Consider the following 26,714-nt stretch of genomic DNA (forward strand, 5'->3'; position numbering starts at 1 on the left):
TGCTTCAGCAAACTGAAAAACAGCCGCCGGCTGGCAACCCGCTACGACAAAACCGCAGACAGTTTCCTCGGCTTCGTAGACGTCGCCTGCATCAGGCTCTGGCTCCGCCATTTGTCAACATGACCTAGTGCCGCGACCCCGGCCGCGCGGCCGAGGTCAGCACCACGCCTGCCTGGTTCTGCGCCGGGCGTTGCAGCGGCATCACCTCGAAACGCAGGCGCAGGCTGTAGCGGCCGGGGCTGCGGTCCTGTTCGGCGGTGCCGTCAAGCTGGGTGGCAAATGCCTCGATCAGCTGGCTGCCAAGGCCGGTGCCCTCGGTCTGTTCATTGGCCCCGATCGAATTCTCGACCTCGAACAGGGCATGTTTCGGGCCGTCGCCGCGCAGCGTCACCTTGACCCATGACGGGCCGCTTTCGGGTTTGATGCCGGAATATTTCAGCGCATTGGTAAAGGCCTCGGTCGCCAGCAGCGACAGCGGCACCGCCTGATCGGGCATCAGGACCAGAGGCTCCAGCTCGGTCTCGATCCGCAGCCCGGTGCCGGGCCCGACCGAGGCATTGGTCATCTGGTTGATGATGTCCTGCACCAGCCGGTCAACCTGCACCGAATCCAGATGCTCGGCCTGATAGAGATTGCGATAGATCGTCGCCAGCGAGGCAACGCGGTCCTGCACAGAACGCAGCACCCGCCGGGCGTCGTCATGCTGGATCATGCGGATCTGCATGTTGATGATCGAGGCGATCAGTTGCAGGTTGTTCTTGACCCGGTGGTGGACCTCTTTCAGCAGCACGGTCTTTTCGGTGACCGCCGCCTCCATCGTCTCTTCGTCGCGGATCAGGATGCGGGCCATGTTGTGAAAGGTCTGGCTCATATCCTCGATCTCGGCGGGGGCATCGGCCAGCACCGGCGGCGGCGCCGAGCGGTCGCCGATGGCAAAGCGCCGCATCTGGCCGCGCAATTCGCGGATATGGCGCAGCACCAGCCGATAGACGGCGAAATAGGCCACGCCCAGCGAGGCCGCCCACAGGATCAGCGGCAAAAGCAGCGCCATGCGCCGCGTCAGATCGATCCCGCCAATGCCCGATTCCGAGCGGTTCCACGAGCCCATGGCATAGACCAGCCCCGGCACCACCGGCACCACGCTGAACACCCGCCGCTCGCCGGTGTTGGAATAGGCGCTGAAGATCGTTTCGCTGCGCGACAGAAGCGAGGTCAGCGTCTTGCCCTGCGGCAGCAGGTCGCCCAGCTCGCGGCTGCCGTCTTCGTCGCGCGACAGCACCTGACCGTGGTTGTTGAAGGTCAGGATGCGGGCATCATCTGTGCCCATGCCGGCGATATGCGAGGACCGCAGCATGTCGTTCGACATCGACAGCGCCACATAGCCCAGCAGATCGACGCCACTGTAAAGCGGCTGGATGACGACGACCGAATTGCCGTCGCCCATCGCGGATTCATCGGTGGTGGTGACCAGCGTGCCGGGGCTTTCGACGAATTGCCGGTGGGCAGCAAGGCTGCTGACATCATGCGTCCCCGGCAGCGAGGAACATTCCACCTTGCCATCCAGCCGGGTGAAGCCGGCATAGGTGAAATTCACCGTCCGCTGCACAAGACCGTGCATGATGTCCGAGCAGGCTGCGGGCCGGTTCATGGTTTCCAGCACCGCCGGCCCCAGCGCATCGGCGGTGCCGAGCGCGCTTTGCAGCAGCGCCCGTTCCCCGGCCGCTGCCGTCGCCGTGCGTCCCAAAAGCCCGATCTCGGACGAGCGTTCGTATTCCTGCGACAAATGCAGCGTCTGGATGACCGAAATCAGCCCGATCGGCAGGATGGCGACCGACAGCAGCCCGCCCAGGCGGAAACCCAGCCGCTTGGTGAACTCCAGCCGGTCCGACATTCGGCGCAGCACCGCCGCACCTTACCGCTGAACTGGAAGGTTCTGCGCCATCACGGCAAGGGTCGCACGGTCGGTCATTTCCAGCTCTTCGCCAGCTTCCAGTTTGAGCAGCTCGGCCAGACGGCGCCGGCCACGGTTCGCCCGGGATTTGACGGTGCCCACGGCGACGCCCGTCATTCCGGCGGCCTCTTCATAGGAAAAGCCCGAGGCGCCGACAAGGATCAGCGCCTCGCGCTGTTCGTCGGGAAGTTGTTCGAAGGCGACACGGAAATCGTTCAGCGCCAGTCGGCCGTCATGCTCGGGGCGGGTGGCCTGCCGGGCGGCATGGATGCCGTCGGTGTCGCTGACCTCGCGCCGCGTCTTGCGCCGGGCCGAGTAGAAGGTGTTGCGCAGAATGGTGAAAAGCCATGCCCGCAGATTGGTGCCGGGCTGGAATTTCTCAATATTGGTCCATGCCTTGACGATGGTGTCCTGCACCAGATCGTCGGCCGAGGCCCCCTCGCGGGTCAGCGACAGGGCAAAGGCGCGCAGGGCCTGCAGATGGTCCACAAGCTCGGTGCGAGGATCGGCGTGCTTGCCAGAGGCACGCGCCGCATTGACGTCCCTTGTCATGCGGTCTTACTCCTGATCGCGCAATTTGTTCAGCAATTCCAGGAATTTGTCTGGAATTTCCTGCGTCGCGTCATGTTCATAGACGCGCTTGAGATTCTCGTCGATCTGCTTTTCGATGGCGACCCGCTTGCGTTCCTCACGCCTGATATTCATTTTTTAGTTATTCCCGAGATTCTTGTGCGCACCCTTGGCAACCGTTACCTATCCCGAGAAGTTCCCTTTGGAACGCTGAATTTTTGAGGACTCCCATGACAGCAGATCTCGCCCAGTCCATCAGTCGAGAGCTGCCCTATCTGCGCCGCTATGCCCGTGCGCTGACCGGCAGCCAGACCGCGGGCGACAATTATGCCGCCGCCACGCTGGAGGCGATCCTGAGCGACCGCAGCCTGATGGACGGCGAGGACAGCCGCATCGCGCTGTTCCGCACCTTTCACGCGATCTGGCAAAGCTCGGGGCAGCCGGTCGAAAGCGAGGAAGGCCAGGGCGGGCGCGAGGCCCGCGCGCAGGCGCACCTGAAGGGGCTGACCCCGAATTCGCGCGAGGCGCTGCTGCTGCGCACCATCGAGGAATTGCGCCACGACCAGATCGCCAAGGTGATGCAGGTCGAGCAGGCCGAGGCCGAAGAGCTGGTGCAGATCGCGTTGAACGAGATGAGCCAGGCGCTGGCCGGCAAGGTCATGATCATCGAGGACGAGACGATCATCGCCATGGACCTGAAGGGCATCGTGCAGGCCATGGGCCATGCCGTGACCGGCGTCGCGCGCACGCATAAGGCCGCGATCGAGTTGGCCCATGCCAAGCGTCCCGACCTGATCCTTGCCGATATCCAGCTGGCAGACGGATCTTCGGGCATCGACGCGGTGAACGAGCTGCTGGCCGAGATGGGCGATATTCCGGTGATCTTTATCACCGCCTTCCCCGAGCGGCTGCTGACCGGGGACCGGCCGGAGCCGGCCTTCCTGATCTCGAAACCCTATACCGAGGAGCAGGTGCGTTCGGCGGTGTCGCAGGCGATGTTCTTTGCCTCGACCGAGGGGCTGAGCGTCGCCTGACGGGTGACGCCCGGCGGCACGGTCGCATGGGTATTTGGAAAATGGTGAAAGGGGTGGCGGGGCCGCCCCTTTTTCATGTCGCGGCGCAGAGGGCGCTGCGGGCTTGCGCGTATTCGCCGGCCAGCCGGTCGATCAGCGTGGCTGCGGGGGTGACGGCATGGACGGCACCGATGCCCTGGCCCGCGCCCCAGATCCGGCTCCAGGGGCGGGGGCCCTTGGCGCCGAAATCCATGTCGGAGGCGGTGGCGCCGGTCAGAGCCGCCGGGTCGAGTCCTTCGGCTCGGATCGAGCCGGCGAGATAATTGCCGGGCACGCCGGTGAAGAGGGCCGAGTTCACGATATCCTCGGCGCCACTGTCGACGATCATCTGTTTGTAGTCGGGGGCGGCGTTGGCCTCGGGCGTGGCGATGAAGGGGCTGCCGATATAGGCGAGATCGGCGCCCATCGCCTGTGCGGCGAGGATGGCGCGGCCGGTGGCGATGGCGCCCGAGAGCAGCAGCGGGCCGTCAAACCATTGCCGGATTTCCTGCACCAGCGCGAAGGGCGATTGCGCCCCGGCATGGCCGCCCGCGCCGGCCGCGACCGCGATCAGCCCGTCGGCGCCCTTGTCTATCGCCTTGCGGGCGAAGGTGTTGGTGATCACGTCATGCAGCACCAGACCGCCGCAATCATGGGCGGCGGCGTTCACCTCGGGGCGGGCGCCGAGGCTGGTGATCCAGATCGGCACCTTGTGGCGGTGGCAGATCTCGAGGTCGCGGTCGAGGCGGGCATTACTGCGGTGCACGATCTGGTTGACAGCGAAGGGGGCAGCCGGCCGGTCGGGATGCGCCTGATTGTGGCGGTCGAGTTCCTCGGCGATGCGGGTCAGCCAGATGTCGAGGAGCGGCGGCTCGCCGTCCTTTTCGCGGGCGTTGAGGGCCGGGAAGCTGCCGACGATCCCGGCCTTGCATTGCGCGATGACCAGCTCGGGACCCGAGACGATGAACATCGGCGAGGCCACGACAGGCAGGCGCAATGCGGACAGGATGGGGGGCAGCATGACGATCCTCCTTTGGCAGCCTTGGCGGGCAGGTTGCCTGCACCGCACGCCAAGGCCAAGGATTCCGTCGCGTTCAGTAAGGCAGCGGGTGGCTGCGATGGATGCGGTTGATCCGGCGCAGGGTTTCATCGTCGAGCACGAGATCGAGGCCGTTCAGCAGATGCGCCAGCTGCGTGCTGTCGGTGGCGCCGATGATCGGGATCACGGCAAAGGGCCGTTGCCGGGTAAAGGCCACGGCCATCTGGATCAGGTCCAAATGCATCTCCTGGGCCAGCGCCTGATAGGCGGCGATGGCGGGATAGACGCGCGGGTTGCGGCGCCCGCCCAGATCGCCCGGACCGCCATGCTGCAGATCGACGGCGGCGCGGCTGAGCGGCGGCTGTTGTCCTTCGCGGTATTTGCCGGTCAGAAGGCCGGCGGCCAGCGTCGAATAGGCCAGCAGCGTGACGCCTTCGTTCACCGCCACCTCGGCAAGATCGGTGTCATAGAGCCGGCAGAGCAGCGAATATTCGTTCTGGATGCTGGCGACGCGCGGCGCGCCCAGACGCGTGGCGGTATCGATCCAGCGCGTGGTGCCCCATGCGGATTCGTTCGACAGGCCAAAGGCGCGGATCTTGCCCTGCTGCTGCGCCTCGGCCAAGGCGCCCAGCACATCGGCCATATGCGCAAGCGTGCGGGCGCGGTCCTGTTTCGAGGGGTCGAAATTCCAATTCTGACGGAAGGCGTAAGAGCCGCGCACCGGCCAGTGCAGCTGGTAGAGGTCGATGACATCGGTGCCCAGACGTTTGAGCGAGGCGTCGATGGTCTGGCGCAGGATCTTGCCGTCGTAACCCTCGGCCCGGACCTTGTCGCTGGGGCCGGTGGCTTTGGTGGCGATCTGCAGCCGGTCGCGGCCGCCACGTTCGGCCAGCCAGCGGCCGATGAATTCCTCGCTGCGGCCGACGGTTTCGCGCTGGACCGGGTTCACCGGATACATTTCCGCCGTATCGAGGAAGCTGATGCCGGCCTCGCGCGCCATGTCGAGCTGGCGTTCGGCATCGCGGTATTCGGTCTGGTTGCCAAAGGTCATCGTGCCCAGCGACACCGCGCTGACGGTGACGTCGCTGGTGCCGAGCTTGATCTGCTGCATTGCTATTCCCTTGATGTCTGGCGGAGGAGAGTGGGAGTCGAACCCACCCGGGACAGGCTCGCTGCCCCAACCGGATTTGAAGTCCGGCCGCCCCACCGGGGACGCTTCTCTTCCAATTCGCTTACCCGTCCGGCGTGAACAGGTCGATCCGGTGCGGATTGATGCGCCGAAGATCGCCCCGGCGCAAGGTCAGACCGAGCCGGTCGAAGAAATCAAGGATCTGGATCGCGACCTTGCGGCCATTGTTCACCCGGTCGCGAAAGGCGGGGGCGGTGAACCAGCCGTCCTCGGCCGCTGCGGAAAGATCGCGGAGGATGCCGACCATCTCGACCGTGGTGGCACGGGCAAAGAAATGGTCATGCGCGATACGGTCGACGCGGCCCTGACGCGCGGCCATCAAGAGGATGCGGCGCAGATCGCCTTCGTCATGGCCGAGTTCGGTCGCAAAGTCGCGCACGCGCGGCGGCCGGAAGCGGTCTGCGCCGGTCAGGCGCGGCGCGATCAGGGCATAGGCCGCCTCATCGGCCGGCGAGAGCCGGGGCAGGTGGCCGGGCAGGCGCAGGCAGGCGCCGTCCAGCGCGATACTGCCGGCGTTGGCCTCGTGGCGGATGAAGCCGGTGAAATCGGCTTTCGGCAGGCGCAGGGTCAGCGCCAGCCGCAGGCGTTCTCGGCCCATGCCTTGCAGGTCGGGGTTTTCGGCGTGAAAGGCTGCGAGCTGATCCTGCATCTGCGCGCGCAGGCTGGCGAGGGTGTCGGGGCTGGCGGCAAGCCGGGTGCCGGGGATCAGCGGCGTGTCGAACGCCTCGGGCGGCAGGGCGTGATCGCGGGCGAAGGCGTCCAGCGCCACCGGCGCCAGTGTGGCCAAAGCCTGCAGCGCCAAGGCCGGATCGGGCAGGGCCATGGCGTCCAGCGCCGCCAGCCGTTCGGGGCGCGCACGGCGGCGGGCGGGCGGGCGCAGGTCGATCAGGCGGCCACCGCCGATGCTGCGCCGGGCCGAGACATCGCGCAGGATGAAGCGTTCGCCCACCGAAGCCGCCAGCGGCCGGTCCAGCACGATCTGGGCAAGGCCGGTCTCGCCCGGCGCGATCGGGCCTTGCAGCGGCACCACGCGGGCGCCGGCCTCGGCCGCGCCCAGATGCAGGCGGGCGGGGAACCATGTGGTCAGCGGCTTTGGCTCGCTGTCGAGGACGCGCAGGCTGACGTCGATGCGCTCGGTGGGCGCGTGCAGGGCAGGGTCGAGGGCGACATCGCCGCGATGAATGGCCTCGCGGGTGATCTGGTCGCCGGCAAGGTTCAGGGCGCAGCGCTGGCCGGCGAGGCCGGTTTCGGCCTTGCGGTTCTGGGCGTGGATGCCGCGCACCCGCGCCGGGAGGCCCGAGGGCGAGATCTGGATCTGGTCGCCGACCGCGACCCGGCCGGAAAGCACGGTGCCGGTCACCACGGTGCCGGCGCCCGACAGGCTGAAGCTGCGGTCCAGCGCCATGCGGAAGCGGGCGTCGGCGGCGCGTTGACTGGTATGGCACTCGGCCCGGACCAGTTCGGCGCGCAGATTTTCGACGCCGGCGCCGGTCAGGGATGACACGGGTAGTATGGTAGATTCGCAAAGCGATGTATTTGCAAGAAGATTTTCGACTTCGGCTTGCAGCGTCGCGATGCGGGGGGCTGTGGCAAGATCGGCCTTGGTTAGCGCCACGATGCCGCGCGAGATGCCGAGAAGATCGAGGATGGCGAGATGTTCGCGCGTCTGCGGCATGATGCCATCGTCGCAGGCGACCACCAGCAGCGCCAGATCGATGCCGCCGGCACCAGCCAGCATGGTGTGGACGAATTTCTCGTGTCCCGGCACATCGACGAAACCGGTGATGCTGCCCGCCCCCAGATCGGCATAGGCAAAGCCCAGATCGATGGTGATGCCACGGGCCTTTTCCTCGGCCAGCCGGTCGGCATCGACGCCGGTCAGCGCCTTGACCAGCGCCGTCTTGCCATGGTCGATATGGCCGGCCGTTCCGACGATCATGCCAGCGCGTCGATCAGCGCCGCATCATCCGGCAGGCAGCGCAGGTCAAGGATCAGCGCGCCGTCATGGATGCGGCCAAGGATCGGGGTGGGAAGGCCGCGCAGCCGTTCCGCCAGCGCCTCGGGGCGCGGGGTCAGGGCGAGGCCTGCGCTGGGGATGGTGTCGGTGGGCAGCGCGCCCGAGCCGATCTGGCTGGCGCAGTCGATGACGGTGGCGGCGCAGCCAAGCACCTGCGCGACACGCGGCGCCAGCCGTTCGGCTTGAGCGCGGATCTGCGCCTGCGGGCGCGAGAGCAGGCGCAGGGTCGGCAGGCGCTCGGCCAGCCGGTCGGGGTCGCGGTAAAGGCGCAGCGTCGCCTCGGTCGCGGCGATGCGGATCTTGTCCATGCGCAGCGCGCGTTTCAGCGGGTTCCGGTTGATCGCGGCGATGATCTCGCGCCGGCCGACGATGAAGCCCGCCTGCGGGCCGCCCAGAAGCTTGTCGCCCGAGAAGGTGACGACATCGGCGCCCTCGGCCACCGCCTCGGCCACGGTCGGTTCGGGGGCAAGGCCCCAGCGCCGCAGATCGACCAGCGTGCCCGAGCCGAGGTCGTTGACCATGGGCAGCCCGGCCTGATGCGCGATCCGTGCGAGTTCGGGGGCGGCGACCTCTTTGGTGAAACCCTCGATGCGGTAGTTCGAGGTGTGGACCTTCATCAGAAGGCCGGTTTCGGGGGTGATCGCCTCGGCATAGTCGCGGGCGTGGGTGCGGTTGGTCGTGCCGACCTCGCGCAGGCGGCAGCCGGCTTGCTCCATGATCGCGGGCATGCGGAAGGCGCCGCCGATCTCGATCAGCTCACCGCGCGAGACGATGGCCTCGCGGTTGCGGGCCAGAGTGTTCAGGACGATCAGCACGGCGGCGGCATTGTTGTTGACGACGGTGGCGTCCTCGGCCCCGGTCAGCTCGCAAAGCAGGCCGCGCAGATGGCTGTCGCGTTCGCCGCGTCCGCCGGTGTCCAGATCGAACTCCAGCGCGGCGGGGGATTGCATGGCGGCCAGCGCGGCTGCCATGGCCTCATCGGCCAGCAGGGCGCGGCCAAGGTTGGTGTGCAGAACGGTGCCGGTCAGGTTCAGCACCGGGCGCAGGTTCGAGCGGGCGCGGGCGGTCAGCGCCTGTTCGGCAAGGGACAGGATGCCGGCGGCATCGGGCAGCGGCTGCGGCGGCGCGGCACGGATGCCGGCCAAGGTGGTGCGCAGGGCCTCGGTCACTGCGGCGCGGCCATGGCGGTCGATCAGCGCGGATGATTGGCCCAGCAGCCGGTCCACCGAAGGCAGGTCGCGCAGCTGCATCAGTAACCGGCCAGAAACGGGTTGTAGCCGCCGCGCCGCCATTCGCTGTCGCGCATCATCAGATCCAGCCCGAGGCTCGCCACGTCATCGGCGATTGGCTCAAGGCTGGGGTTCTTGTTCTGATACAGGATCTTGACCCAATGGCCGCATTCGCGGCAGCACTCGGCCTTGACCGTGGCCTCGTCGGTTTCGACCGAACGATAGGTGATGCCCTTGGTCGAGCCGCAGCAGGTGCATTTCACCCGCACCTCGTTCCACAGGGTCTGGCAGGTGGCGCAGGCGCAATAGCGCGCGCCCTCGGCGCCGATGTTTTCGGTCACGAGGCTGCTGGCGTGACGGCCCCCACATGCGGGGCAGAGGCCCGGGGCGATCGCAACCAGTTGTTCCACGTGAAGCAGAGCCGCATGTCGCGATGCCACCACCTGCAGGGCCAGCGCAGCAAAGAGATGCGGGGCGGCGCTGTCGTCGGGGATGGTGTCAGCCAGCACGTTGCCGATCACCCAGTCGCGGTCCGAAGCCTCGGCCGCAGCCAGTGCGGCCAGCCCCAGCCGCGCGGGTTCGGGCATCTCGACCCCGGCCAGAAGTCCGGGCAAGAGGTCGATGGCGGCGGTCAGCTCGGCCCGCAGCGCCGCGCGATCCATGGGCGGCATCCGGTTGGCGCGTGCCGCCTGCAGCTGATCCTGCGACAGGGCCGCGGGCGCCGGCAGGGCGCGGACCAGCCGCGCCTGCGCCTCGCAGAGTTCCGACAGAAAGCGCAGATAGGCCGCCAGATTGGCACTGTGCTGGGCCAGAAAGCCCAGCCGCTGCGCCCGGGTCAGGAACAGCACCCGGGGATCGGGCAGCCGGGCCAGCGGCACCTTGGCAATGCCGCCGATCATCGAAGGATCGGGTTTCAGAGTCGAAGTCATGTCCAGCCTTTGCGGTGGTCCGGGTTACTTTGCCGGGCCGCGCCCCTCGCGTCCAGCCAGTTCCCGGAGCCATTTGCGATGGTGTCGCCAAGCCCAGCCGCCGGTCACCGTGCCGCGCGTCATGGCGCGGATGGTGCCCCGCGTCCAGATCGCGGCATAGACATGCAGGATAAAGGTCAGGATAATCGCCACCGCCGCCAGCGAATGGATCAGCATCGCCCAACGCCGCACGGGAATGCTGACCAGATGCGGGAAATACTGTTCCCAGATCATCACCCCGCTGCCGATCAGCACGACGATCAGCGCCGACATCGCCCAGAAGATGAACTTCTGCCCGGCATTGTATTTGCCAAGCTCGGGCAGCTTTTCCTCCTGTCCCTTGACCACATCGCCGATATGGCCAACCCATGTCACATCCTCGGGCCGGGGCAGGTTCAGCCGCCACAGCTGCACGAACATCAGCAGGAAGCTGAAAAACAGCAGGATGCCGACAAAGGGATGCAGCCAGCGCGTCGTCTGGCCGCCGCCAAAAAGGCCGGTCAGGAAGAACAGCGACGGTGAAAACAGCGCCATCCCCGACAAAAGCAGCACGATCAGACTGGCCGCCGTCACCCAGTGATTGGCGCGCGTGAAGCGCCGGTAGCGGCTGACCAGCACCGGATCGACGGTCTCGATCCGGTCGCCGGGCTGGGAATAGAAGCGCTTGTCCATCATGACCTCCCGGGCGGCAGGCTGTGTTCGACGTATTCCTCGGCCTCGCGGTCATCCTCGGCGGTGACGCGGTTGGCGCGGCCTAGCAGGCCGTGCAGGATCGAGCCGACCGCCGCGATGCCGATGGCCGCCAGCCCGACCTTTTTGGTGATGCCCTTCCAGCCCTCGACCACCGGCGAGATCCGGGGATCCTCGGGCAGGTTGGAATAAAGCGCGGGCTGATCGGCGTGGTGCAGCACGTAGAACACATGCGTGCCGCCGACGCCCGCCGGGTCGTAGATGCCGGCATTCTCATAGCCACGCGATTTCAGATCGGCCACGCGCTCTTCGGCATGGGCGATCATGTCGTCCTTGTGGCCAAAGACGATGGCCTGCGTCGGGCAGGCCTTGGCGCAGGCCGGGCCCTGACCCACCGCGACCCGATCCGAACACAGCGTGCATTTATAGCTCTTGTGGTCGGTCTTGCTGACGCGCGGGATGTTGAACGGGCAGCCGGTGACGCAATAGCCGCAGCCGATGCAGTTCTCGTGGATGAAATCCACGATGCCGTTCGAGTATTGCACGATGGCACCGGGGGCCGGGCAGGCTTTCAGGCAGCCCGGATCGGTGCAATGCATGCAGCCATCCTTGCGGATCAGCCATTCGAAATCGCCATTGGGATTTTCGTATTCGCTGAAGCGCATCAGGGTGAACATCTCGGGGCCGAGGTCCGACGGGTTCTGATACGAGCCGACGTTCTCCTCGATCGGCGGCACGGTGTCGTTCCATTCGGCGCAGGCCGATTGGCAGGCCTTGCAGCCAATGCATTTGCTGACGTCGATCAGCTTGGCCACCGGCGTCAGCTGCCGCTGGGGCGGAGCCAGATCCGGCATGGCCGAGGCGCGGATCACATCGCCCGCGCCAAGGTTGGCCGGCATCGGCTGGATCGGCGGATTGGCCGCCGCCGTCCGCGGGCTGTCGAGGTTCGGATCCATGGTCACGATACCGCCTCCCCTGTCGCTGGCTCGATGTTGACAAGGAACGCCTTGAATTCAGGCGTTTCCACATTGGCGTCACCGACGAATGGCGTCAGGCTGTTCGGCCCCCAGCCCTTGCGTGCGGCACCGACAAAGCCCCAATGCAGCGGGATGCCGACGACGTAGACCGTCTTGTCCCCGCATTGCAGCGGCTTCAGGCGCTTGGTGACCAGCGCCTTGGCCTTGACCGAACCCCGCTTGGACCAGACCCGCACCCAGCCGCCGAGCGTGATGCCCTTGAGCGCGGCCAGTTCCTCGCTGATCTCGACAAAGAATTCGGGCTGCAGCGCCGCGTTGATGCGGTTGTTCTTGGTCCAGTAGTGGAAATGCTCGGTCAGCCGATAGGACGTCGCGACAAAGGGGAATTCGTCGCTGGTCGCGAATTGCGCAGCATCATCGGCAAAGACCCGCGCCACCGGGTTCCCGCGCATCTGCGCGTTGAACGGGTTGGCGATGGGGCTTTCGAACGGCTCCATATGCGTCGGGAAGGGCCCGTCGCGCATCATGCCCCTGGTGAACAGCCGCGAGGTGCCCTCCTGGTTCATGATGAAGGGGCCGACCTCATCGGGTTTTGAGGTGGGGGCGATGTCGGGGACGTCATAGCCCGTCCATTTCTCACCGTTCCACTCCATCAGCTTGCGACTGGCGTCCCATGGCTTGCCCTTCAGGTCCGCCGAGGCGCGGTTGTAAAGCACACGCCGGTTCAGCGGCCAGGCATAGGTCCAGTTCGGATACATGCCGGCATCGTCGGGGTCGGTATTGTCCCGCCGCGCCATCATGTTGCCGTCTTCGGTCCACGAACCCGAGAAGATCCAGCAGGCGCCCATGGTCGAGCCATCGTCGCGATACTGGCTGAAGTTCACGAGCTGCTTGCCCGCCGGGGTCAGCAGCTTGGTCGTGTCCTTGAGATCATGGACATCGCTCAGCGCGCGGCCATTCATCTCTTTGGCCAGCTCCTCGGCCGTGGGCTCGTTTGGATCGGCATAGTCCCAGGTCAGGTTGACGATCGGCTCGGGCAGCACGCCGCCCTCGGTCTCATAGAGCTTTTTCACCCGCAGGAAGATCTGCGACATGATCCAGGTATCGCGCCGCGCCTGACCGGGAGGCGTGCCCGCCGCCCAGTGCCATTGCAGCCAGCGCCCCGAGTTCACCAGCGAGCCGTCATCCTCGGCAAAGCAGGTGGTGGGCAACTGGATCACCTCGGTCTGGATCGCGGCGCTGTCCACGTCGTTGTGTTCGCCGTGGTTTTCCCAGAAGCGCGCGGTCTCGGTCTCCAGCGGATCCATGACCACCAGAAGCTGCAGTTTCGACAGCGCCTCGGTCAGCTTGGCCCGGTTCGGGAAAGCCAGAAGCGGGTTGAAGCCCTGACAGAAGTAATTGGTGATCTTGCCCGCCTTCATCAGCTCGAACATCCGCAGGATGTCATAGCCGGGCACGTCCAGCTTGGGCAGCCATTCAAAGGCCCAGTCGTTTTCGGCGGTGGCGGCATCGCCCCACATCGCCTTCAGAAAACTGACCATGAATTTGGAATAGTTCTGCCAATAGCTGGTCTGGCCGGGCCGCAGCGGTTTGAAGCTGCGGCTGGACATGTAGGTGGTCCAATCGACCTCTTTTTCGGTCGGGATGTTCAGATAGCCCGGGATCAGGTTCGACATCAGGCCGATATCGGTCAGCCCCTGGATGTTGGAATGACCGCGCAGCGCGTTCATCCCGCCGCCCCGGACGCCGATATTGCCCAGGATCAGCTGCAACATCGCCATGCCGCGAATGTTCTGCGCGCCCTTGGAATGCTGGGTCCAGCCAAGCGCATACATCGAGGTCATGGTCTTGTCGGGCGCCGAACATTCGCCGATCATCTGGGCGATATGCAGGAAGCGGTCCTTGGGCGTGCCGCAGATCTGCTGGACCAGCTCGGGCGTATAGCGCGAGACATGTTCCTTGAGCAGATTCCAGACGCAGCGCGGGTGCTGCAGCGTCATGTCGACCTGCGCAAACCCGTCATCGCCCATGACATAGTCCCAGCTCGACTTGTCATAGTCGCGCTTTTCGGGGTCGTAGCCGGAAAACAGCCCGTCGCTCCAGCCGAACTCGTCCTTCACGATGAAGGCGGCGTTGGTGAAGTTCTTCACATATTCCCACTGGACCTTATCGTTCTGGATCATCCAGTTGATCATGGCCATCAGGAAGGTGATGTCCGAGCCGGGCCGGATCGGCGCGTAATAGTCGGAAACGGATGCGGTGCGCGTGAACCTAGGGTCCACCACGATCAGCTTGGCACCCCGATGCGCCTTGGCCTCGGTCACCCATTTGAAGCCGCACGGATGTGCTTCGGCAGCATTGCCGCCCATCACGACCACCAGATCGGTGTTCCTGATGTCGGTCCAGGGGTTGGTCATCGCTCCGCGGCCAAATGTCGGGCCCAAACTGGACACCGTGGGGCCGTGTCAGACGCGCGCCTGGTTATCTAATCCTGCGATCCCCATGGCTCGGACCGTCTTGTAGGTCAGCCATGCGGTTTCATTGGTCGTGGCCGAAGCGGCCAGAAAGCCGGTGCTGGTCCAGCGGTTCACCGGCACGCCCGCATCGTTTTTCAGCACGATATTGGCGTCACGGTCGTCTTTCAGCGCGCGCGCGATCTTGTCCAGCGCCTCGTCCCAGCTGATCTCGTCAAAGCGGTCGGTACCGGGGCGGCGGATGCGCGGCGTGGTCAGCCGGCTTTCGGAATGCACGATATCCTTCAGCGCCGCGCCTTTGGGGCAGAGCGTGCCGCGGTTCGTCGGATGGTCGGCATCGCCCTCGATATGGACGATGGTGGCCTGTTCGCCGGCCGCCACATCGCCCTTGGAATAGATCAGGATACCGCAGGCAACCGAGCAATAGGTGCAGGTGTTGCGCGTCTCGGTGGTCGAGGCCAGCTTGAAGGCGCGGACATGCGCTTTCTCTGCCGCCTCGGCATCGCCAAAGCCCAAGGCTCCCAGCGATGTTGCCGCGACGCCCGCGCCCGCCAGCTTCAGAAAGCCGCGCCGCGAGAGGTCGATGTTCATCAATCCCTCCTGTTGCCTGTCGTCTGGATAGGTACCCTTCAGGATCGCGCGGTATGGTAGCCAAGTCAAGCCGGCACGAAAAAGGGCGCGCCCGGCAGGCGCGCCCCAAAAGCAGTCGTTACAGGGGATGGCCCGGTCAGACCTCGACCGAGACCGAGCCCATCGGATGCGAGCAGCAGGCTAGGATATAGCCTTCCTCGATGTCCTCGTCGGTGATGCCGCCGTTATGGACCATATGCACCTCGCCCGAGGTTTTCTTGATCTTGCAGGTGCCGCAAAGACCGAAGGTGCAGCCCGAAGGGATGTTCAGCCCATTGGCCTTGGCTACGGCCAGAACGGTATCGGTCTCGGCGCATTTCGCGGTGATGCCCGAGGCGGCAAAGGTGATCTGTGCCCCCACCGCATCGTCCAGAACCACGTCGTCCAGAACCGGGGCTTCGGATTCGTTCTTCACCGGGGCGCCGAAGCTTTCCTGGTGATAGTGGTTCATGTCGAAGCCAAGCGCGATCAGCATGTCGCGCACCGCCTGCATGAAGGGCTCGGGCCCGCAGCAGAACACCTCACGCTCCAGATAATCCGGCGCCATCAGGCCCAGCATGATCTGGTTCAGCCGACCGCGATAGCCGTGCCAGGTACGGAACGGATCCGATTCCTCGACGGTAAAGCGTAGTTGCAGGCCCGGCACGCGATCAGCCATGCCTTCCAGCCGCTGGCGGAAGATGATCTCGCTGGGCGTCTTGGCCGCGTGGACGAAGACGATGTCGGGCATCTCGCCCGAATCCCATGCCCAGGTGGTCATCGACATCATCGGCGTGATGCCCGACCCGGCCGAGATCATCAGGTATTTCGGCGCTTCGTGCTTGACGAAAGTGAAGATCCCCGAGGGGCCATAGCCCTTGATCTTCATGCCCGGACGCAGGTGGTCCAGCATCCAGCGGGTGCCGATGCTGTCGAACTGCGCCTTGACCGTCACCGAAATCGACAGCGGCCGCGACGGTGACGAGCTGATCGTATAGGTCCGCTGCACGTTGCCGCCCGGCACCGGCAGGTCCAGCGTGATGAACTGGCCCGGCTTATAGTCGAAATAAGCCCCCGAGGGCGCGCGGAAGGTGAAGGTGGCGGTGTCCGATGTCTCGGGCACCACCATCGCGCATTCCAGCAATTCGTCGTCTTTCCACGGCTTGTCGCCGAATGCCTTGACCAGAACCGCCATTATTCCGCCGCCATGGCCGGAGTGGGCGACAGACGTTCGATCATCGTCTCGGCATACCAGTCGATGAACTGCACCACGCCTTCTTCCTGGATCATGGAATAGGGGCCGGGCTCATAGGCGGGCGACAGGATGCCCTTCTGGTTTTCCTCGACCACCTGACGGTCTTCGTCATTGGTGTTGATCCAGACGCGGGTCAGATCCTCGATATTGTAGTCCACGCCCTCGACCGCATCCTTGTGCACCAGCCAGTTGGTGGTGACCTGGGTTTCGGTCGGGCTGATCGGCAGCACGCGGAAAACGATCGAGTGATCGGCCAGGAAGTGGTTCCAGGTGTTCGGATAGTGGAAGAACAGCAGGCTGCCCGCGTCGTTGAAGGGCATGTCACCCATGCGCTTGGCGACGGCGGCCTTGGTGCTCATCGTGTAGCTTTCGGCGTTGTTCAGCAGCGGGATGCGCGCCAGACGCCATTGCATTTTCGGATGGTTGATAAAGCGCGACGGCAGGCCGGCCTCTTCGCAGCGTTTCCAGTGGGCCAGAATGTCGGGGCTGGCACTGTCCGGGCCTTCCATGGCGGTCATGCGCGGGTTGTCGGAATAGGTCCGGCACAGCGAGGGGTGCGAACCACCGCAGTGATAGCATTCGCGGTTGTTTTCCAGCACCAGCTTCCAGTTGCCGTTCTCGATGATGGTGGACGAGAAGGCGACCTTGCTGTCGGCCAGTTTGTTCGGCGCCAGATAAGAGGCCAGCTGCTTGGCCAGATCACCGATCGCCGGCGGCACCTGCGCCAGACAGATGAAGACCATGCCGTTCAGATCGACGCAATGCACCGGCTTCAGGCCGAATTTCGAGGCGTCGAAATCGTCGCCCATGTCGCGTGCGTAAAGCAGTTTGCCGTCCAGCTCGTAAGTCCACTGGTGATAGGGGCACACGAGTTTCGGGGTCGAACCGTTCGGTTTCGAGCACAGGCGCTGGCCGCGGTGGCGGCAGACGTTGTGGAACGCGCGGACCTTGCCGTCGCCGCCGCGCACGATCAGGATCGGATAGGCACCGACCTGCATGGTGGCATAGTTGCCGGTCTTGGGCACTTCGCAGGCCGGAATGGCGAACAGCCATTCCTTGTACCAGATCTGTTCAAGATCGGTCTGGAACACGCCCTCATCGCAGTAGAGATCGCGCGTCAGCGCAAAATTTTTCTGCCGATTTGCAATCTGGGACAGGATTTCAGCGGGGTTCAACATGGCTCGATTCCAGTGGCTAGAGGATGGAGGCGTCCTGAACGGCAGATTTGCACTCTAATTGGCCAACGCCATTCTACAAATACGACATGCCGGCGGCGGAAACGGACGTGACGAAACCTGCGGGGTCACATTCCGCCAATCCTGCCCGCGACAGGGGCCGTCGATCAACAAAAGCTTTGCGCATCGCCGGATCTGGCCAACAATCGGCCACGGGGCCGGCATCCGGCCTTTTTGGCAAAGAGGCACGCATGGCGAGTCGGCGCAATGCATTGGCTTTTCTGGCTGCGGCGGGGTTGCTGGCGCCGTTGGCGTCGCGATCCCGGGCGCAGGGCATGCGGTTCTTTCGCATCGGCACCGGCGCGACCGGCGGCAGCTATTACCCGATCGGGGCGCTGATCGCGGCGGCCATCTCGGCGCCGCCCGGATCGCGCAGCTGCGATCTGGGCGGACCCTGCGGCGTGCCGGGGCTGATCGCCTCGGCTGTGGCGACGCCGGGATCGGTGGCCAATGTCATGGCGATCCAGAACGGCAGGCTCGAGTCGGGCTTCGTTCAGGGCGATATCACGGCGCAGGCCTATCGCGGCCTTGGCGCCTGGACGGGACGCACCGTGCCCGGTCTGCGCGCCATCGCCAATCTTTACCCCGAAACCGTCCATCTGATCGCCCGACGCGATGCCGGCATCCACGAATTGGCCGATCTGCGCGGCAAGCGGGTCTCGCTGGACGAGCCGGGCTCGGGGACCTTGGCCGATGCCGAGATGATCCTTGCGGCCGTCGGCATGGCGCCCGGAATGCTGCAGCTGCGCAACCTGTCGCTGGGCCCGGCCACACAGGCGATGACGGCAGGCGATCTGGACGCGTTTTTTTTCGTCGGCGGCCATCCCGCCGACACGATCGTCGAGCTGGCCAGCCGCACCGCCATCGAGGTGGTGCCGATCGAAGGCGCGACCACCGCCCGGATCATTGCCGAATATCCGTTCTTTACCACCACGGTCCTGCCCGTGGACACCTATGCCGGGCAGGAACTGCCGGTGCCGACGCTGTCGGTCGGCGCACAATGGCTGACCTCGGCGCAGCAGCCCGAGGATCTGATCCACGATCTGACGGTGGCGCTGTGGAATCCGGCGACGGCGGCGCTGTTGCAGACCGGCCCGCGCCGGGGGAGGTCGATCCAGCGCGCAACGGCACTGGACGGGATCAGCATTCCCCTGCATCCGGGCGCCGCGCGTTATTACAAAGAAAACAACATGTTGCCGTAATGCTGGCCTGCCTTGGGCAGGACGGATGAGGCGAGTTGCACAACTCTGTGGACGAATCGGCACGAATCGCCCCCAGCAGATTGTGGGGGAATCACCCCCCGAATTTCACCCTGTGGATCAGCCGCCGGAACGAGAGCGGAACCCGCGCAGGTTTTCCACATGTAGACAATCCTGAAGCGGCTTTCCACAGGCTGTGGGCAAGGTAACTTTTCACAAACTTATCCACAGGGAGGTTGTTTTCAAACACATGATATAAAACGGATTTTCAAGGATGCTCCGGTTTATGGCAAACTTTTCCCCATATCGCGTTTCTGGGGATTTCTGCCGTGAAACATTGATTTCCAGTCATCCACAGGCCCAACAACTACAACATCCTTCTTTATCTTTATCTTTCTTTGATAGAGGAGATGCGCCGGAGGATTCCGAATGACTGACGTTCTGGCCGCAGCCTATCCTTGGATCAAAGCGCTGCATGTCATGGCGGTGATCTCGTGGATGGCGGGGTTGTTCTACCTGCCCCGGCTGTTCGTCTATCACGCCGAACGCGGCCAAAGCGGCGCCGAGCCAGCGGCCTCGCTGGTGATCATGGAAGACAAGCTTTTGCGCCTGATCATGAACCCGGCGATGATCGTCAGTTGGATCGCGGGGCTGCTGTTGGTGCTGACGCCCGGAATCGTCGATTTCTCGCAGCTCTGGCCATGGACCAAGGCGGCAGGTGTCCTGGGCATGACCTGGTTCCACATGTGGCTGGCAGGGCAGCGCAGGGCGCTGCTGGCGGGGCACGGGCTGGCCGGACGGCGCTACCGGATGATGAACGAACTGCCGACGCTGTTCATGGTGGTGATCGTGCTTTCGGTGATCGTGAAGTTCTGAAGATTGACTCGTGGGGCTTTTACTCCTATCTGAGCCGCATCCGCCGTCCGGCGGGTTTTTCCAATTCACAGTATTTTCGCGTGCGCCGATCCTCTCGGCATGCTGCGTGCCTATAGGCGAGAGATGAGCGACGAACGGCTTAACCTGTCCGATCTGAAGGCCAAGAGCCCGGCCGACCTGCTGGCCATGGCCGAGGAATGGGAGATCGAGAACGCGTCCACCATGCGCAAGGGCGAGATGATGTTCTCGCTGCTGAAAGAGCATGCCGAGGACGGGTTCGACATCGGCGGCGATGGTGTGCTGGAAGTGGTGCAGGACGGCTTTGGCTTCCTGCGCTCGCCCGAAGCGAACTATCTGCCGGGTCCGGACGACATCTATGTCAGCCCTGATATGATCCGGCAGCACAGTCTGCGCACCGGCGACACCGTCGAGGGCGTGATCCGCGCGCCGGGCGAGAATGAGCGCTATTTCGCGCTGACCCGCGTCGAGAAGATCAACTTCGAGGATCCCGAGAAAGCGCGCCACAAGGTCGCCTTCGACAACCTGACGCCGCTTTATCCCAATGAGCGGCTGAATATGGAGATCGAGGATCCGACCATCCGCGACCGCTCGGCGCGGATCATTGATCTGGTGGCGCCGATCGGCAAGGGTCAGCGTTCGCTGATCGTGGCGCCGCCGCGGACGGGTAAGACGGTTCTGCTGCAGAACATCGCCCATTCCATCGAGAAAAACCATCCCGAGTGCTACCTGATCGTCCTGCTGATCGACGAGCGCCCGGAAGAGGTGACCGACATGCAGCGCTCGGTGAAGGGTGAGGTGATTTCCTCGACCTTCGACGAGCCGGCCAGCCGTCACGTTGCGGTTTCGGAAATGGTGATTGAGAAGGCCAAGCGTTTGGTCGAGCATAAGCGAGATGTTGTGATCTTGCTTGACTCGATCACAAGACTTGGTCGTGCCTTCAACACTGTGGTGCCGAGCTCGGGTAAAGTGCTTACCGGTGGTGTCGACGCGAATGCGCTGCAGCGTCCGAAACGCTTCTTTGGCGCGGCGCGCAATATCGAAGAGGGCGGTTCGCTGACCATCATCGCGACTGCGCTGATCGATACCGGATCGCGCATGGACGAGGTGATCTTTGAAGAATTCAAAGGCACCGGCAACAGCGAGATCGTTCTGGACCGCAAGGTTGCCGACAAGCGGGTTTTCCCGGCGATGGATATTCTGAAATCCGGCACGCGGAAAGAAGAATTGTTGGTTGATTCCAAAGACTTGCAGAAAACATATCTGCTGCGGCGCATCCTGAACCCGATGGGCACCACCGATGCAATCGAGTTCCTGATCTCGAAGCTGAAGCAGACCAAGACGAACTCGGAATTCTTTGATTCGATGAACGCCTGATGGCGCGGAGGATGTGGTGGACACGATCTTTGCCGAGTCCACCCCTCCTGGTCGGGGGGGCGTGTCGGTCGTTCGTCTGAGCGGGCCGCAAGCACGCAGCACCGTCGAGGATCTGGCCGGGCCAATTGCCTCGGCGCGATTTGCTGCCCTGCGGGCGTTGCGCGATGGCGAGGATCTGATCGATCGTGCGCTGGTGCTGTGGTTCGAAAAGGACCGCAGCTTTACCGGCGAGGAAGTCGCCGAATTGCATGTTCATGGGGCGCCGGTCATCCTGACGCGGTTGGCGACGGCGCTATTGGCGCGCGGGTTGCGCCGCGCCGAAGCGGGCGAATTTTCGCGGCGCGCTTTTCTGAACGGCAAGATGGATCTGGCCGAAAGCGAAGGGTTAGCCGATCTACTGTCGGCAGAGACCGAAGCACAGCGCAAGCTGGCGATGAAAGCTGCTGACGGCGAGCTGGGTCGCAAGGTTGCGCGGATGCGAGCCAATCTGGTCCGGGCCGGCGCTTTGGTCGAGGCCAGCATTGATTTTGCCGATGAGGAGGTGCCGGACGAGGTGCCGGACGAGGTTTTTGATCTGGTGGGCGCGGTGCGCAGCGAGATTCAGGACCTGTTGCGGGCCTATCCGGCCACCGAACGGCTGCGGCAGGGCTATGAGGTTGCAATCATCGGGCCGCCGAATGCCGGAAAATCGACGCTGTTGAATCGGATTGCGCAGCGCGATATCGCTCTGGTGTCGGATATTGCCGGGACGACGCGCGATGTCATCGAGCTGCGGACGGATCTGCGCGGGCTTCCGGTGACGTTCCTAGATACCGCCGGTATTCGCGAAAGTGCTGATCCCGTCGAGGCGATGGGGGTGGCACGGGCGGCTGATCGGGCTCAATCAGCCGATCTGCGCGTCCATTTGACCGAGAATGGCGTAGTTCCGATGGTGGTGATGCCGGGGGATCTGGTCGTGCGGTCGAAGGCGGATCTAACTGGCGGTGAGGGCCTGTCGATCTCTGCCAGGACCGGGGAAGGAGTCGCCGAACTGCTGGATATGGTCTATGATATCCTGCGTGAGCGGGTCGCCGATTCTGGCATCGTCAGCCATAAGCGCCAGGCCGAGGCTTTGCAGCGTACCAATGCCTCATTGGAGTTGGACGCGGCGATGTCTCCGGAAGTGATCGCTGAGATGTTGCGGCAAGCAGCGGTGAGCTTGGCCGAGATGATCGGGCAAGTCGGCGCAGAAGACTATCTGGATGAGATTTTCTCGTCGTTCTGCATTGGGAAATAGGTGTTTCACGTGGAACAATACGACGTGGTTGTTATCGGCGGGGGGCACGCCGGCTTGGAAGCAGCGATGGCCGCCGCGCGAATGGGCGCTGCGACGGTATTGCTGACCCTGAAACCTGCTGATCTGGGGACGATGTCCTGCAATCCGGCCATTGGTGGTCTTGGAAAAGGGCATCTTGTCCGTGAAATCGACGCTTTGGACGGCGTTATGGGGCGCTTGGCAGATGCGGCGGGCATTCAATTCCGGCTGTTGAACCGTCGTAAGGGGCCGGCTGTGCAGGGGCCGCGAGCGCAGATCGACCGCGCGCTGTATCGAGATGCCGCATCAAAAGCGGCACAGGCGCAGGTCAACCTGAACCTTGTTTATGGTGAGGCGAGTGAAATTCTGCGAGATGGCGCTCGGCTTTTTGGTGTTGCGCTGGCTGACGGTCGACAGTTGCTGGCGCCGCAAGTGATCCTGACGACTGGAACCTTTCTGAATGGGCTGATCCATATTGGTGAGGAGACGCGGACTGCGGGTCGCTGGGGGGATTCCGCTGCTATTTCGCTGGCGGCATCGCTTTCGCCGCTGGGCCTGCCGCTAGGGCGACTCAAGACAGGCACGCCGCCGCGGATCTCCCGTGCCAGCATTGATTGGGATTCGCTCGAAATGCAGCTAGGAGACGATGATCCGGCGCTGTTTTCCTATCTCAGTAGCGATGTTCAGGTGCCGCAGATTAGCTGCGCAATCACCCATACCAACGAAATGACGCATCGAATTATCTCCGACAACCTTTCGCGGTCGGCGATGTATGGTGGTCGGATTTCAGGCACGGGCCCGCGCTACTGCCCTTCGATCGAGGACAAGATCGTCCGATTCGCCGATAAATCCTCGCATCAGATTTTTCTGGAACCCGAGGGGTTGGATTCGGATCTGGTTTATCCGAACGGGATTTCGACCTCGCTGCCGGCGGATGTGCAACTGGCCTATGTTCAGTCGATCCGGGGTCTGGAGGCCGCTGAGATCGTGCAGCCGGGCTATGCGGTCGAATATGATTATGTCGACCCACGCGCCTTGACGCCGAGTCTGGAAACGAAAGTTCTGCCGGGGCTGTTCCTGGCCGGGCAAATCAACGGTACGACGGGCTATGAAGAGGCGGCGGCGCAAGGCTTGGTGGCGGGGATTAACGCAGCACTGCGGGCACAGGGCCGGCCCCCCCTGCATTTCAGTCGTTCGCAAAGCTATATCGGCGTCATGATCGACGATCTGATCACGCGCGGCGTTAGCGAACCCTATCGCATGTTCACCTCGCGCGCCGAGTTCCGTTTGTCGCTGCGCGCTGATAACGCCGATCAGCGTCTGACCCAACTGGGCATTGACATCGGTTGCGTGAAAGAGCCGCGCAAAGGTGCGTTCCTGGATAAGATGACGCACTATCAGAAACTGCGCGATCATGCCGAGACGACTAGCTTTACCCCTACGGCGCTGCAAAATGTCGGCATCGCAGTTCGCCAGGATGGCGTTCGGCGTAGTCTGTTTTCGCTATTGGCGCAGCAAGACTTGGGCAAGGATGTCGTCCTTGGTTTGGATGTAACTTTGGCTTCTGCGGACCCAGAGCTCGTCGAACAGCTTGCGGTTGATGCACTTTATCATCAATACGTCGATCGTCAGGAGCGCGATGCTGAGATGTTGCGCAAGGAAGAGGCTGTGGTGATCGAACCAAGCTTTAGCTACGATGATATCGCCGGTCTTTCGACTGAGTTGAAGAACAAGTTGAATCAGGCCAAACCGGCCAGTCTTGCCGCTGCTGCCAAGATCGAGGGCATGACTCCGGCGGCGCTGACGCTACTTCTGGCGGTGGTCCGCGCGGGAAAACGGCGTTCGGCATGAGTGTTTCACGTGAAACAGAAGCATTGCAGCACTACGCTGCTTTGCTTCGCAAGTGGAATCCGGCCATCAACCTGATCGCACCATCGACGGTTTCAGATCTCGAAACGCGGCATATCGCCGACAGCCGTCAACTTGCAGATGTTTCTGCCAAGGCGAATGGTCGCTGGGTCGATATTGGCAGTGGCGGCGGTCTTCCTGGCCTTGTGCTGGCCATCATGCGTCCGGATTTGCCGGTTTCCTTGCTTGAAAGCGATAAGCGCAAGTGCAGTTTTCTACGCAACTCCGTCCGGGAGTTGGGCTTGCATAACGTGACCGTGATCGCCGAGCGTATCGAACAGGCATCACCGCTGCTGGCGGCAAATTTAAGTGCCCGCGCGCTTGCCCCGCTGCCCCTGCTTATGTCATATGTTGCAAGACATATCGACCCCGCAGGCACGGCATGGCTGATGAAGGGTCGAAACTGGCAATCCGAGGTCGATGAGGCACGGCGCGCTTGGAGTTTCGACATGATTAGTCACCCAAGCCTGACCGATCCCGATGCCGTCATTCTGGAACTCACAGGAATCCGCCATGCCTGAGACTCGCGTAATCGCCGTAGCCAACCAGAAGGGCGGTGTGGGCAAGACCACCACGGCGGTCAATCTTGGCGCGGCTCTGGCCGAAGCCGGGCATAAGGTGGCGATCATCGACCTGGATTCGCAGGGGAACGCCTCGACGGGGCTGGGCGTCCCGCCCGAACAGCGCAAGGTCACCTCCTATGACGTGCTGGTCGAGGATGCGCAGCTTCAGGATGCCTGCTGCGCTACCAATGTTGCCGGGCTCAGCCTCGTGCCCTCCAGCCGAGACCTCTCGTCGGTGGATATGGAAATGTCCAGCCGCGCGGGCCGCACCAAGCTTTTGCGCCGCAAGCTGACAGCACCTTCGGAATTCGAATATATCCTCATCGACTGCCCGCCGGCCTTGGGGCTGCTGACGGTGAACGCGATGGTGGCCGCCGACAGTGTTCTGGTGCCGCTGCAGGCCGAATTCTACGCGCTCGAAGGGCTTTCGCAGCTCTTGATGACCATCCGCGAGGTGCGCCAGACCGGCAACCCCGACCTGCGCATCGAAGGTGTTCTGCTGACCATGTCCGATGGTCGCAACAACCTGTCGCAGCAGGTTGAGGCCGATGCCCGCAACACCCTCGCCGGGCTGGTCTACCGCACGGTCATCCCACGCAATGTCCGCCTGTCCGAGGCGCCCTCGCATGCCATGTCTGTGCTGCAATACGATCCGAACTCCAAGGGCAGCGCTGCCTATCGCGAACTCGCGCAGGAGTTTCTGGCTCGGCAACTTGTCACCGTCTAGAGAGGAACCATGTCAGAGAACAAGCTTGAAAAAAGGGGCTTGGGCCGCGGCCTTTCAGCGCTGATGGCCGATGTGGATCTTCTGCCCTCGGAACGTCCCGCGCCGCGGCAGGTGCTGCCGGTCGAACAGATCACGCCCAATCCCGATCAGCCGCGCTGCAGCTTTGCCCCCGAGGCGCTGCAGGAACTGGCCGAGTCGCTGCGGGGCAGGGGCATGCTGCAGCCGCTGATCGTGCGCCCGCACCCCTCAGATCGGGGGCTCTATCAGATCGTTGCCGGTGAACGCCGCTGGCGCGCGGCCCAGATTGCCCAGCTGCACGAAGTGCCGGTCATCGTCCGCGAGCTGACCGATACCGAGGTGCTGGAAGTTGCCATCGTCGAAAACATCCAGCGCGCCGACCTTAACGCGATTGAGGAAGCCGCCTCCTATCGCCAGCTGATGGACCGCTTTGGCCATACGCAGGAAAAGCTGGCCGACGCGCTGAACAAAAGCCGCAGCCATATCGCCAACCTGTTGCGCCTGCTGAACCTGCCTGAACAGGTGCAAAGCTGGCTCAAGGAAGGCAAGCTGACCGCCGGTCACGCCCGCGCCCTGATCACGGCCCCGAATGCCATCGAGCTGGCCCGCAAGGTGATCGAAAAGAACCTCTCGGTGCGCGAGACCGAGGAATTGGTCCGCCGGCAGGCCGAGGCCAAACTGGTCCGACCGCAGCAAGCCAAATCCGAAAAGGATGCTGATACCCGCGTGTTGGAGGGCGATCTGTCAGCGCATCTCAAGATGAGGGTGGCGATCAACCACAAAGGTCAGGACGGCGGCCAGATGGTGATCAATTACAAGGATCTGGAACAACTCGACCGGCTTTGCCAGATCCTTGCTGGCAACTGATACCATATCTGGTAGGTCAGTCCCGATAAGATACAAAAAACCCCGGATCTCTCCGGGGTTTTTCGTTAATTGGCCGGGTTCGAGCTGACGCCGACCTTGGCTGGCCGCAACAGCCGGTCATGCAGCATGAAACCATTGCCCATGACCTGAATGATATGGCCGGCCACCGTGCCCGGCAACGGCGCCTCGAACATCGCTTCATGCTGCTGCGGATCGAACTTGTCGCCGACCTGCGGGGTGATGACGTGGATGCCGTGTTTGGCAAAGACGTTGTTCAGCTCGCGCAGCGTCAGCTCGACCCCCTCGATCAGCGCAGCCGCCGCCGCGCGCTGCTCGTCATTGGCGGTCTCCAGCGCCCGGGTCAGCGCCTCATGCACCGGCAGCAGGTCACGCGCCAGACGCGAGCCACCATATTGCTCGGCCTCGCGGCGTTCCCTGTCGGCGCGCTTGCGGGCGTTCTCGGCATCGGCCAAGGCGCGCATGAACCGGTCGCGGAAACTGTCGCGCTCGGCGATCAGGGCCTCGATTTCCGACGGCGCATCCGCACCCTCGGCCAGCGGATCGACCAGGTCCTCGTCAAGCGGATTTCCGTTCGGGTTGTCTTTCGTCATG

Annotated in this window: 24 protein-coding genes, 1 tRNA gene and 1 pseudogene; 10 read left to right on the forward strand and 16 right to left on the reverse strand. The window is 63.7% G+C overall.

The window, feature by feature from the left end; all coding sequences use genetic code 11:
• A pseudogene (locus GL279_RS12395) lies at positions 1-123 on the forward strand (IS5/IS1182 family transposase); the annotation flags it as partial.
• Between the two features lies 1 nt (position 124).
• On the opposite strand, the gene GL279_RS12400 reads toward GL279_RS12395, so the two are convergent.
• Genes GL279_RS12400 through GL279_RS12410 form a run of 3 tightly spaced genes read right to left on the reverse strand, consistent with a single transcriptional unit; the run spans position 125 to position 2,656 of the window.
• Positions 125-1,903 carry a sensor histidine kinase gene (locus GL279_RS12400; protein WP_343039803.1) on the reverse strand — a complete coding sequence of 593 codons (1,779 nt, stop codon included), beginning with the start codon at positions 1,901-1,903 and terminating at the stop codon, positions 125-127.
• Between the two features lie 9 nt (positions 1,904-1,912).
• Positions 1,913-2,503 carry an RNA polymerase sigma factor gene (locus tag GL279_RS12405; RefSeq protein WP_155064959.1) on the reverse strand — a complete coding sequence of 197 codons (591 nt, stop codon included), beginning with the start codon at positions 2,501-2,503 and terminating at the stop codon, positions 1,913-1,915.
• Between the two features lie 6 nt (positions 2,504-2,509).
• Positions 2,510-2,656 (reverse strand): NepR family anti-sigma factor, encoded by a 147-nt coding sequence (locus tag GL279_RS12410; RefSeq protein WP_155064960.1) that lies wholly within the window; start codon positions 2,654-2,656, stop codon positions 2,510-2,512.
• 95 nt (positions 2,657-2,751) lie between these two features.
• Here GL279_RS12410 and GL279_RS12415 point away from each other — a divergent pair, with 95 nt between their 5' ends.
• A complete protein-coding gene (locus tag GL279_RS12415) occupies positions 2,752-3,555 on the forward strand; it encodes a response regulator (RefSeq protein ID WP_155064961.1) in 804 nt (267 codons plus the stop codon).
• 73 nt (positions 3,556-3,628) lie between these two features.
• Here GL279_RS12415 and GL279_RS12420 read toward each other — a convergent pair whose 3' ends face one another.
• The 12 genes from GL279_RS12420 to GL279_RS12470 all read right to left on the reverse strand — a co-directional run bounded on the left by GL279_RS12420 (position 3,629) and on the right by GL279_RS12470 (position 17,198).
• Positions 3,629-4,594: an NAD(P)H-dependent flavin oxidoreductase gene (locus tag GL279_RS12420; protein ID WP_155064962.1), complete on the reverse strand. Its 966-nt coding sequence runs from the start codon at positions 4,592-4,594 to the stop codon at positions 3,629-3,631.
• Between the two features lie 73 nt (positions 4,595-4,667).
• Positions 4,668-5,723, reverse strand: coding sequence for an aldo/keto reductase (locus GL279_RS12425; RefSeq protein WP_155064963.1), 1,056 nt, complete (start codon positions 5,721-5,723; stop codon positions 4,668-4,670).
• Between the two features lie 18 nt (positions 5,724-5,741).
• Positions 5,742-5,837: transfer RNA gene (locus tag GL279_RS12430), tRNA-Sec, on the reverse strand.
• Positions 5,838-5,844: 7 nt separating this feature from the next.
• The gene (selB, locus tag GL279_RS12435; protein WP_155064964.1) at positions 5,845-7,740 is read right to left on the reverse strand and encodes a selenocysteine-specific translation elongation factor; all 1,896 of its coding nucleotides are present in this window, start codon (positions 7,738-7,740) and stop codon (positions 5,845-5,847) included.
• Entirely contained in the window at positions 7,737-9,068 is a 1,332-nt protein-coding gene (gene selA, locus GL279_RS12440) for an L-seryl-tRNA(Sec) selenium transferase (protein ID WP_155064965.1), read from the reverse strand. Before selA ends, selB begins: the two co-directional genes overlap by 4 nt.
• A complete protein-coding gene (gene fdhE / locus GL279_RS12445) occupies positions 9,068-9,976 on the reverse strand; it encodes a formate dehydrogenase accessory protein FdhE (RefSeq protein WP_155064966.1) in 909 nt (302 codons plus the stop codon). The genes selA and fdhE overlap by 1 nt, the downstream gene beginning before the upstream one ends.
• Positions 9,977-10,000: 24 nt before the next feature.
• On the reverse strand, positions 10,001-10,690 hold the full coding sequence (locus GL279_RS12450) for a formate dehydrogenase subunit gamma (protein WP_155064967.1): 690 nt from the start codon (positions 10,688-10,690) through the stop codon (positions 10,001-10,003).
• Entirely contained in the window at positions 10,687-11,667 is a 981-nt protein-coding gene (fdxH, locus tag GL279_RS12455) for a formate dehydrogenase subunit beta (protein WP_343039804.1), read from the reverse strand. The genes GL279_RS12450 and fdxH overlap by 4 nt, the downstream gene beginning before the upstream one ends.
• On the reverse strand, positions 11,664-14,135 hold the full coding sequence (gene fdnG, locus GL279_RS12460; RefSeq protein WP_484555859.1) for a formate dehydrogenase-N subunit alpha: 2,472 nt from the start codon (positions 14,133-14,135) through the stop codon (positions 11,664-11,666). Before fdnG ends, fdxH begins: the two co-directional genes overlap by 4 nt.
• Before the next feature lie 12 nt (positions 14,136-14,147).
• Positions 14,148-14,747 (reverse strand): molybdopterin-dependent oxidoreductase, encoded by a 600-nt coding sequence (locus tag GL279_RS19730; RefSeq protein ID WP_211371307.1) that lies wholly within the window; start codon positions 14,745-14,747, stop codon positions 14,148-14,150.
• Between the two features lie 136 nt (positions 14,748-14,883).
• Complete coding sequence (locus GL279_RS12465) at positions 14,884-15,960, reverse strand: FAD-binding oxidoreductase (protein ID WP_155064969.1); 1,077 nt, start codon at positions 15,958-15,960, stop codon at positions 14,884-14,886.
• A complete protein-coding gene (locus tag GL279_RS12470) occupies positions 15,960-17,198 on the reverse strand; it encodes an aromatic ring-hydroxylating oxygenase subunit alpha (RefSeq protein ID WP_155064970.1) in 1,239 nt (412 codons plus the stop codon). The genes GL279_RS12465 and GL279_RS12470 overlap by 1 nt, the downstream gene beginning before the upstream one ends.
• A gap of 248 nt (positions 17,199-17,446) precedes the next feature.
• Here GL279_RS12470 and GL279_RS12475 point away from each other — a divergent pair, with 248 nt between their 5' ends.
• The 8 genes from GL279_RS12475 (at position 17,447) to GL279_RS12510 (ending at position 26,102) form a co-directional block, all read left to right on the forward strand.
• Positions 17,447-18,457 (forward strand): TAXI family TRAP transporter solute-binding subunit, encoded by a 1,011-nt coding sequence (locus GL279_RS12475; protein ID WP_155064971.1) that lies wholly within the window; start codon positions 17,447-17,449, stop codon positions 18,455-18,457.
• A gap of 426 nt (positions 18,458-18,883) precedes the next feature.
• Positions 18,884-19,330, forward strand: coding sequence for a CopD family protein (locus GL279_RS12480; RefSeq protein WP_155064972.1), 447 nt, complete (start codon positions 18,884-18,886; stop codon positions 19,328-19,330).
• Positions 19,331-19,453: 123 nt separating this feature from the next.
• A complete protein-coding gene (gene rho, locus GL279_RS12485; RefSeq protein ID WP_155064973.1) occupies positions 19,454-20,725 on the forward strand; it encodes a transcription termination factor Rho in 1,272 nt (423 codons plus the stop codon).
• Between the two features lie 16 nt (positions 20,726-20,741).
• Positions 20,742-22,001 carry a tRNA uridine-5-carboxymethylaminomethyl(34) synthesis GTPase MnmE gene (gene mnmE / locus GL279_RS12490; RefSeq protein WP_343039805.1) on the forward strand — a complete coding sequence of 420 codons (1,260 nt, stop codon included), beginning with the start codon at positions 20,742-20,744 and terminating at the stop codon, positions 21,999-22,001.
• Positions 22,002-22,010: 9 nt separating this feature from the next.
• On the forward strand, positions 22,011-23,870 hold the full coding sequence (gene mnmG / locus GL279_RS12495) for a tRNA uridine-5-carboxymethylaminomethyl(34) synthesis enzyme MnmG (protein ID WP_343039806.1): 1,860 nt from the start codon (positions 22,011-22,013) through the stop codon (positions 23,868-23,870).
• Positions 23,867-24,448, forward strand: coding sequence for a 16S rRNA (guanine(527)-N(7))-methyltransferase RsmG (rsmG, locus tag GL279_RS12500; RefSeq protein ID WP_155064974.1), 582 nt, complete (start codon positions 23,867-23,869; stop codon positions 24,446-24,448). The genes mnmG and rsmG overlap by 4 nt, the downstream gene beginning before the upstream one ends.
• Positions 24,441-25,217 carry a ParA family protein gene (locus tag GL279_RS12505; RefSeq protein ID WP_155064975.1) on the forward strand — a complete coding sequence of 259 codons (777 nt, stop codon included), beginning with the start codon at positions 24,441-24,443 and terminating at the stop codon, positions 25,215-25,217. Before rsmG ends, GL279_RS12505 begins: the two co-directional genes overlap by 8 nt.
• Before the next feature lie 9 nt (positions 25,218-25,226).
• On the forward strand, positions 25,227-26,102 hold the full coding sequence (locus GL279_RS12510; RefSeq protein WP_155064976.1) for a ParB/RepB/Spo0J family partition protein: 876 nt from the start codon (positions 25,227-25,229) through the stop codon (positions 26,100-26,102).
• 65 nt (positions 26,103-26,167) lie between these two features.
• On the opposite strand, the gene GL279_RS12515 is transcribed toward GL279_RS12510, so the two are convergent.
• On the reverse strand, positions 26,168-26,713 hold the full coding sequence (locus tag GL279_RS12515) for a nucleotide exchange factor GrpE (protein ID WP_155064977.1): 546 nt from the start codon (positions 26,711-26,713) through the stop codon (positions 26,168-26,170).
• Between the last annotated feature and the right edge of the window lies 1 nt (position 26,714).

This window comes from Paracoccus limosus (assembly GCF_009711185.1).
GTDB lineage: Bacteria > Pseudomonadota > Alphaproteobacteria > Rhodobacterales > Rhodobacteraceae > Paracoccus > Paracoccus limosus.